Origin of the sequence: Sphingomonas phyllosphaerae FA2, from assembly GCF_000427645.1 — a bacterium.
GTDB lineage: Bacteria > Pseudomonadota > Alphaproteobacteria > Sphingomonadales > Sphingomonadaceae > Sphingomonas > Sphingomonas phyllosphaerae.
The window spans coordinates 3,660,590-3,667,894 of record NZ_KE386571.1 but is presented as its reverse complement, the minus strand read 5'-3'; the positions used below and the strand labels follow the sequence as shown (position 1 = coordinate 3,667,894).

At 67.7% G+C, this 7,305-nt stretch carries 6 protein-coding genes (1 of these 6 running past the window's edge); 3 read left to right on the top strand and 3 right to left on the bottom strand.

Annotation, left to right across the window (positions count from 1 at the left end; genetic code table 11):
• The 3 genes from SPHPH_RS0117730 to SPHPH_RS0117720 all read left to right on the top strand — a co-directional run.
• Positions 1-1,492, top strand: partial view of a DUF3772 domain-containing protein gene (locus SPHPH_RS0117730; RefSeq protein WP_051273130.1) — the 3' portion only. 869 nt of this gene lie to the left of the window's left edge; the window shows 1,492 of its 2,361 coding nt (coding positions 870-2,361); the start codon falls outside the window, past its left edge; its stop codon occupies positions 1,490-1,492.
• Positions 1,493-1,553: 61 nt separating this feature from the next.
• Entirely contained in the window at positions 1,554-3,509 is a 1,956-nt protein-coding gene (locus SPHPH_RS0117725; RefSeq protein ID WP_051273129.1) for a putative bifunctional diguanylate cyclase/phosphodiesterase, read from the top strand.
• A 28-nt stretch (positions 3,510-3,537) separates the two neighbouring features.
• On the top strand, positions 3,538-4,812 hold the full coding sequence (locus SPHPH_RS0117720; RefSeq protein ID WP_238303200.1) for an MFS transporter: 1,275 nt from the start codon (positions 3,538-3,540) through the stop codon (positions 4,810-4,812).
• Between the two features lie 22 nt (positions 4,813-4,834).
• Here the strand turns inward: SPHPH_RS0117720 and SPHPH_RS0117715 are convergent, their stop codons facing one another.
• From SPHPH_RS0117715 to SPHPH_RS0117705, 3 genes are read right to left on the bottom strand one after another with little or no spacing between them, the layout of a single operon-like run.
• The gene (locus SPHPH_RS0117715) at positions 4,835-5,626 is read right to left on the bottom strand and encodes a LysR family transcriptional regulator (protein WP_028967893.1); all 792 of its coding nucleotides are present in this window, start codon (positions 5,624-5,626) and stop codon (positions 4,835-4,837) included.
• Between the two features lie 4 nt (positions 5,627-5,630).
• On the bottom strand, positions 5,631-6,029 hold the full coding sequence (gene apaG / locus SPHPH_RS0117710) for a Co2+/Mg2+ efflux protein ApaG (protein WP_028967892.1): 399 nt from the start codon (positions 6,027-6,029) through the stop codon (positions 5,631-5,633).
• A gap of 14 nt (positions 6,030-6,043) precedes the next feature.
• Positions 6,044-7,249: a trans-sulfuration enzyme family protein gene (locus SPHPH_RS0117705; protein WP_028967891.1), complete on the bottom strand. Its 1,206-nt coding sequence runs from the start codon at positions 7,247-7,249 to the stop codon at positions 6,044-6,046.
• Positions 7,250-7,305 lie beyond the last annotated feature (56 nt).

Here is a 7,305-nt window from a genome sequence, read left to right as displayed (position 1 = left end):
GTCGGCCGTTACGGGCGCGCTGCTGCTGCGCCATCAGCCGAGCTGGCGGGTGGCGCCGATCGCGGACGATGTCGCCACCGAACTTCGGCCGTATAGCTGGTTGCTCGCCGCGACGGCCTTCGTCAGCTACATGCTGGAGCGGATCAACATCGAGATCGGGATCAGCCCGGCGGCGCAAAGCGCGACGCACGTGCTGGAGATCATCCTCCATCTCCTTGTGCTCGCGGGTGCCTTGCTGGCGCTCGGCCGGCTGCGCGCGAACCGTGCCGACGAGTCGGCGACCGCCCCGGCGCGCGCCGGGCTAGGCGCGGCGGCACTGTTCGCCTGGGTGCTGGCGCTGGCGACGCTGGCGGCGTTGCTGCTCGGCTTCCTGGGCTTCGCGCTGTTCACAATGAAGCTGGTCGGGTGGAGCATCGTACTCGCCACCGCCACCTATCTCCTGATGGCTGCCGCCGACGACCTGGCCATCACCTTGTTCGCGCGCGACAGTACGCTTGGCCGCGCCGTATCGCGCGGTCTGGGGTTGCGTGGGGCGGTGGTCGACCAATTCGGGGTGCTGCTGTCGGGCGTGACACGCGTGACGCTCGCGCTGATTGCGCTGGGGCTGTTCTTCGTGCCGTTCGGCGCAGGCAGCGGGATCGGCACCTTGGTCGCGCGGATCGGCTTGCTCGCGCAAGGGGTGCAGGTCGGCGGCATCGCGGTGTCACCGGGAGCGATCATTCGCGGCGTCGCGGTGCTGTTCATCGGGTTGACGTTGGTGCGTGCGTTCCGCCGCTGGCTGGAGGAAAAGTACCTGCCCGCCACCGATCTCGACGGATCGGCGCGCAACTCTGTGGCACTGGTCGCACGCTATGTCGGGATCGCGCTGGCGGTCATCTGGTCGCTCGCCTCGCTGGGGATCGGCGTCGAGCGCATCGCGCTGTTGCTGTCGGCGCTGTCGGTCGGGATCGGCTTCGGGCTTCAGGCGATCACGTCGAACTTCGTCTCGGGGCTGATCCTGCTTGCCGAGCGCCCGATCAAGATCGGTGACTGGATCCGCGTCGGCACCGATGAGGGAGACGTGAAGCGGATCAGCGTCCGCTCGACCGAGATCGCGCTGGCCGATCATTCCACGCTGATCGTTCCCAATTCGGAGTTGATCACCAAATCGGTGCTCAACAAGACGCTCGCCGGGCCGCTCGGCCGCATCCAGGTGCAGTTCTCGGTTCCGCTGGAAACCGATGCCGACCGCGTGTGTGCGATCGTGGCCGACACGTTCGCCCAAGAGGCCGAGGTGCTCGACGATCCCGCGCCGAAGGTGTTTGTCGATTCGATCGCCGACGGCAGGATCTTCTTCAATTGTTTCGGGCATGTCGCGTCGCCGCGCGTCGCTTATGCCACGCGCAGCGCGATCCTGACCATTCTGCTGCGGCGTTTCCGCGCCGAGGACATTGAGATTGGGACGATGCCGCAGCGGATGGAATTGATCAGCGGCCGACAAACTCCGGCGTAGCATCCTGTTAACCTTTTCACGGTAAAATCCGATCCGGGGAATTCAAACGCGGGGGACGCGCGTGCGCGGAGGGAAATGCTGGCGACTGTATCGCTGGTACGCCGACTTGGGGAGCGATCCGCGGCTGGCGGTTGCGCAGGCCGTGTCGCTCCAGCGGCAGTTGCCCTTCCTGTACGCCTTGCTGCTCGTCAATTCGCTGGCGATCGTCGTCACCCACCGCCATGTCGCGCCGTTTGCGATCAGCACGACCGTCCCGCTGTGCCTGTTCACGCTCAGCAGCCTGCGCCTGTTCCATTGGTGGCGGCGCGCGCACCGCACCGAACAGTTGAATGCCGAGGATGCGCGCCGCCGGCTTCGGATGATCACGTTGATCGGCACGTTTCTGGCCGCCGCCTATATCATCTGGTCGATCGCTCTGCTGGGATATGGCGACGCCATCCAGAAAGCGCACGTGATGATATACGTCACGACGACTGCGATCGGCTGCATCTTCTGCCTCGGCGCGCTGCCGCAGGCGGCGTTGCTGGTCGGGTTGATCGTGATCCCCAGTTTCATCGGCGCGTGCCTGGCGCGACAAGACATGATGTACACCGTCATCGCGGTGAACGTCGCGCTGGTGCTGGTCGTGCTGCTCCACGTCCTGTTCAACAGCTTCGACCACTTCCGCAAGCAGGTGATCGCACAGACCCGGCTCAAGCGCCAGCATGACGAACTGATCCGACTGAACCACGACAATGAGCGGCTGGCGCATACCGACAGCCTCACCGGCCTGCCCAACCGCCGCCGCTTTCACGACGACCTCGCCGAACTGGTCGCCAGCGGCGGGGCCGGGCCGTTCGCGGTCGGGCTGCTCGATCTCGACCGGTTCAAGCCCGTCAACGACACCTTCGGTCATCACGTCGGCGATATCCTGCTGGTCCAGCTGGCCGAACGGATGCGCCCGATGTTGTCGGGGGGCACGGGCATCTATCGGCTGGGCGGTGACGAATTCGGCGTGCTGATCCCCGGCAACGTGCGGACCGCGACGATGGTCGGCGCGCGGCTGTGCGCGGCGCTCGAAGAGCCGTTCGCGATCGGCGAGCTGACCGTGTCGGTCGGCGGGTCGCTGGGCATCGCGCAATTCCCGGACGCCGGGCATATCGCCACCGACTTGTTCGATCGCGCCGATTACGCGCTCTACCACGCCAAGCGCATGCAGGGCGGCGGGCTGTGCATTTTCACTCCCGATCTGGAAAGCGCGATCCGGCGGGACCGCGCGATCGAGGCCGCGTTGCAGGCGTGCGTCTTCGACGAGGAACTGCACCTCTACGGCCAACCGATCGTCGGGGCGCGCACCGGACAGGTCGAGGCGATCGAGTTGCTCGCGCGCTGGCGCAGCCCGATCGTCGGCGAAATCGCCCCCAGCGACTTCATCACCATCGCCGAGCGCTCGACCCTGATCCACGGCATCACGCTGGCGATGTTTCGCAAAGGATTGGCGGCGGCGCGGCTGCTGCCCTCCGACATCGCGCTATCGTTCAACATCTCGGCCTGCGACCTCCACTCGCCCGCGACGCTCGCTGCGATCGAACGCGAACTGTTCGCGTCGGGCGTGGCGGCGTCGCGAATCTGGATCGAGGTCACCGAAACCGCCGTGATGCGCGATCCCGCCGCGGCGGCGCGAGTGCTGCAACGCCTCAGACGATTGGGGATGAAGGTAGCGCTCGACGATTTCGGCACCGGCCATTCCAGCCTCAGCAACCTTCACCAATTGCCGCTCGACAAGGTGAAGATCGACCGCAGCTTCATCAACGATCTGCAGGCGCAGCGCGGCTGGGCGGTGGTGGAGGCGATGGTCGGCCTGTGCCGCGCGCTGTCGCTGGAGTGCGTGGCGGAGGGAGTGCAGACCGCCGAACAGCTGGAGACGCTGCTGCGCATGGGATGCGAGCATATGCAGGGCTTCCTGTTTACCGAGCCGTTGCCCGTCGCCTTGCTACCCGACGCTGTCCGCATCATCGGGCGCCGCGCCGCCGCCTGAGCGCCGCCCCGGCCTGTTTGTCGTTGGCATGACCGGCCGACCGGTTCGCGGCAACGCTGACGCCTTTCCCGCTACGCCGCAACGCTCTACCCCGCCGCCGATGTCGCGTTCCTTTGCCCCCACCTATCGGCTGCTCGCCGCCTTCTCGCTGGCGCATGCCGGGGCGGTGATCGGTTATCTGCCGTTCCTCTCGCTGTTGCTCCCGCTCAAGATCGATCGGCTGGCGGGGGAGGCGCGGATCGGCTGGTTGACGGTGGCGGTGGTGCTCGGCGCGGGGGTGGCGAGCGGGGCGAACATCCTTTTCGGCTGGCTCAGCGATCGGCATTATGCGCGAGGCGGCGGGCGGCGCGGCTGGATTGCAGGCGGGCTGGTCGCGCTCGCGCTTAGTTTCGCGGGAATCGCAATCGCCGCGCAGCCCGCGACGCTGATCGTTGCGGTGCTGGCGTTCCAGCTTGCGGTCAACGCCGTGCTCGCGCCGATGATGGCGATCATGGCCGACGAAATCCCCGACGATCAGCGCGGGCTGGCCGGCGGTTTGCTCGCCATCGGCCCACCGGCGGCGGGCGCGGTGTCGGCGTTGCTCGTCGCCGATGCAAACGGGACTGATGCTACGCGCCTCGCATTGATCATGGGACTCACGGTTGTGGCGATCCTGCCGCTCCTGGCGATCCGCCGCCCATCGATTCCGGCCGCACCTGCCCCGCCCGACGCCGCTCCCGCACATCGCCTTTGGGTGGCGAGCCTGTCGCGATTGCTGGTGCAGCTCGCGGGTGGCGCGCTCTCCCTCTACCTCCTGTATTACTTTCAGAGCATCGCGGATGTGGTTCCGCCGGCGACGCTGGCCGCGCGCGTCGGTACGCTGCTGACGATCAGCTATATTCTTCCGCTGCCGGTCGCCGTTTTCGCGGGAAGATTGTCCGATCAGGCGGATCGCCGCACGCCCTTTCTGGTCGGCGCGGCGATCGCCGCGACGCTTGGGCTGCTGGCGATGGCGACACTCAGCCATCCGCTCGGTGCGGCACTCGGCTTCCTCGTCTATTCGGTCGCCGCCGCGGTGTTCCTCGCGCTGCATCAGGCGTTTGCTGTGCGGCTTCTCCCCGATCCGCGCCATCGCGGCCGTGATCTTGGCCTCATCAACCTGTCGAACACGGTGCCGTCGCTGCTCGGCCCGCTGCTGACCTGGGCGCTGGCAACGCCCGGCGACTTCACGGTTCTGCTGCTGGTGCTCGCCGGGCTGACGCTGGCGGGCGGCGTACTGATCCTGCCGTTACGGCGAGTGCAAACGCAGGCAGGTCCCGCGTGACGGCCCGAAGACCGACTCGCCGCTACCGCCCGAGCGCCTCGACCAGCACCTGCACCTTACGTTGCCGCCACTGCGGGGTCGGTGCGACCAGCCAATAGCCCAGGCGCGACGGCTGCGCTTCGCCCACCACCACGACTCGCCCGACGGCAATGTCGCGTGCGGCGAGCATCTCGGGCACGGTCGCGCGCCCCAGCCCCGCCGCGGCGGCGTCGATCGCCAGCCCGGCATCGCCGACCCGCACCTGCCCGGCGCTGTCCGGCTCGGGCGCACCCGGCCACAGGATCACAGTGTCCGCAGTGCCCTCGGCGCGCGCGACCGTCACCAGCCCCTCGCTCTCGATCGCCTCCCCCTCGTGCGTACCCGGCCCCTCGCCCCAACGGATCGCAAGGTCGAGGTTGGCTTCGGTAAAATCCATCCCCTCGTCCGCCGCGACCAGCACGAAGCGCAGGTCGGGATCGGCCGCAGCAATCTCGGCGAGCCGCGGGAGCAGCCATTTCTCGGTCACGTCGCGCGGGGCGGCGATCGTCAGCGACTTGGACGATTGCCCGGCCTGCATCGCGCGCACCGCTTCCTCGAATTCGAGGAACGCCTGACGCAGCGGCGCGAGTCCCGCCTCGCCCTCCGGGGTCAGCTCCAGCCCCTTGGTCGTGCGGCGGAACAGCACGACGCCGAGCGTATCCTCGAGCGCGCGAATCTGCTGCCCGACCGCCGCGGGCGTCACCGCCAGTTCGTCGGCGGCGCGGGTGAAGGACAGATGACGCGCCGCGGCGTCGAGCACGCGCAACCCGTTGAGCGGCAGGTGCGTCCGCTTCACCGCTTCACTCCGCCACCGCCGGCGCGTGGAGCGCGAAGCGCGGGATCGCAACGTCGAACACCCGCCCGTCCTCGGCGACCATCCGGTAGCTGCCCTGCATCGCGCCGCTCGGCGTGGCGAGCGGACAGCCGGAAACGTAATCGTAGCTGCCCTCGGGCTGGATCACCGGCTGCTCGCCGACGACGCCTTCTCCCTCGACGGTGTGACGCGCGCCGTTACCGTCGGTGATGATCCAGTGGCGGGTCAGCAATTGCACCGCGCCCGCGCCGTCGTTCTCGATGCGGATATGATAGGCCCAGAACCACCGCCCGCGCCCCGGCTCCGACTGTTCGGCGAGATAGCTGACCGAGACGCGGACGGTGACGTCCTGAGTCGTGGCGGCGTCGGTGAACAACGCTTCCATGCCGGTCGCGGTGCTCACAACCCGACCTGCCGCAGCGCGCGGTCGAGATCGTCGATCAGATCCTGCGGATCTTCGAGCCCGACGTTGAGGCGCAGCAGCCCCTCGGTCACGCCCATCTCGGCGCGCGCTTCGGCCGAGACTCCGTAGTGGGTCGTCGAGGCCGGATGCGTCATCAGCGAGCGCGAGTCGCCGATGTTGTTCGAAATGTCGATCAGCTCCAATGCGTTGAGCAATGCGTGCGCCTGCGCGCGGTCCTCGACCTCGAATGCGAAAATTCCGCCCACGGCGCTCATCTGCGACATGGCCAGTTCGTGCTGCGGGTGGCTGGGCAGGCCCGGATGGAGGATACGCGGTACGCGCGCCTCGAGGAAGCGCCCGACCGCCAGCGCATTCTCCGACTGGCGGCGGATGCGTAGGTCAAGCGTTTCCAGTCCCTTAAGCACCACCCAGGCGTTGAACGCGCTCAGCGTCGGCCCGGTGTTGCGCGTGAAGGGCAGCAAGGTATTGTCGATGAAGTCCTGCGTCCCGCACACCGCGCCGGCCAGCACGCGGCCCTGCCCGTCCATCATCTTGGTCGCGGAATAGGCGGTCACGTCCGCGCCGAACTCCATCGGACGCTGGAGCGCCGGCGTGGCGAAGGCATTGTCGACGACGCTGGTGATCCCGCGCTCGCGCGCGATCCCGCACACCGCGCGCAGATCGACCACATCCATGGTCGGATTGGCGGGCGTCTCGAAGAAGAACACCTTGGTGTTCGGGCGCACGACATCCTCGAACGCCTGCGGATCGCGCGCGTCGACGGTGGTGCTCTGGATGCCGAACTTGGGCAACAATGTATCGACCAACCAGCGGCACGAGCCGAACGCGGCGCGCCCGGCGACGACATGATCGCCCTGTTGCAGCTGGCAGAGCAGCACCGCGGTCATCGCCGCCATGCCGGTCGCCATCGTCCGGCACGCCTCCGCGCCCTCCAGCAGCGCAATGCGCTGCTCGAGCATCTCGACGGTCGGGTTCTGGAGTCGCGAATAGGTCATGCCGGTTTGTTCGCCGGCAAAGCGCGCCGCCGCATCCTCGGCGCGATCGTAACAATAGCCCGATGTCAGGAACATCGCCTCGGATGTTTCGCCATATTCCGACCGGGCGGTGCCGCCGCGAACCGCGAGGGTCGCAGGGCGCCAGTTCTGGGTGATCGACCGATCCTGTCCGCTATGCCGCTTCATGCCCCCGCTTAGCCTCCGCGCACCCGCCAGAACAAGTCAAACCGTCACCATCGGGC

Excerpts from the sequence above, each read along its gene's own strand:
- SPHPH_RS0117720 (WP_238303200.1), top strand. The coding sequence starts at position 3,538 with ATGACCGGCCGACCGGTTCGCGGCAACGCTGACGCCTTTCCCGCTACG.
- apaG (WP_028967892.1), bottom strand. The coding sequence starts at position 6,029 with ATGGAAGCGTTGTTCACCGACGCCGCCACGACTCAGGACGTCACCGTC.
- SPHPH_RS0117705 (WP_028967891.1), bottom strand. The coding sequence starts at position 7,249 with ATGAAGCGGCATAGCGGACAGGATCGGTCGATCACCCAGAACTGGCGC.